The 737-nt window shown below is 37.0% G+C and carries 1 protein-coding gene; it reads left to right on the top strand.

Annotation, left to right across the window (positions count from 1 at the left end; all coding sequences use genetic code 11):
• A partial coding sequence (locus IDG60_RS22900) for a hypothetical protein (protein WP_241013399.1) occupies positions 1-88 on the top strand: 88 nt, incomplete at its 5' end.
• Positions 89-737 lie beyond the last annotated feature (649 nt).

Genomic DNA, 737 nt, shown 5'->3' with positions numbered 1-737 from the left:
CATTGAAGCGTATGAAAGAGAGCACAACGGCGGCAGCAATAAAAAAGGCAAAAACACACAAGTAGTGTCTAAAAAGAAAAAGAAATAACCTTAGCAAGTCCAAATAATGTGCACCCTAAAAGTTGAATATAATTTTAACTTTATAGGGCGCACATTATTTTTCGCTTCAAAAGCGAAACTTAGTGTCACATTATACAATATGTGATAAATAGAAACAGCAGTAAGATGATTTCAAATGTGAAAGTCATCCTACTGCTGTTTTTATTTGAAATAATATTAACGAGTTTTCAGTATGTAAAAAGTGGTTAATAACAGAGTTGTCATTCTTCATCGCAATGTCATCTTGACACAATGATTCATCAGTGTAGCAGTATATGTCGCAAATTTCCACAGCAATTCACTTATACATGTAACAGTGTGAAATAATAACGTCACAACGGCATAATACACATTGCAACGTCCCAACAACATATCATAGAATCGTAACGGCATGGCATCGACGCCAAACCGGTCTATAACACCATAACACCGCAATGCCACATCATAGCACTACATCAAGTCGCATCGTAGCACCAGCACATCAAAGTAACATGGCATCAACACCAAGCTTCCACAACAACACATCAAAGTAACATGGCATGACACCAAGCTTCCACAACAACACGCCATTACATCGCATCATCATACTACAACTTCAATGTCTAGTCGTGATAATTCCATTCCGTAAAAAACTGTTT

The organism is Staphylococcus sp. EG-SA-2, from assembly GCF_017152085.1.
Note: the sequence above shows the minus strand (reverse complement) of the source record. Positions and strands in the feature narration are given on the sequence as shown.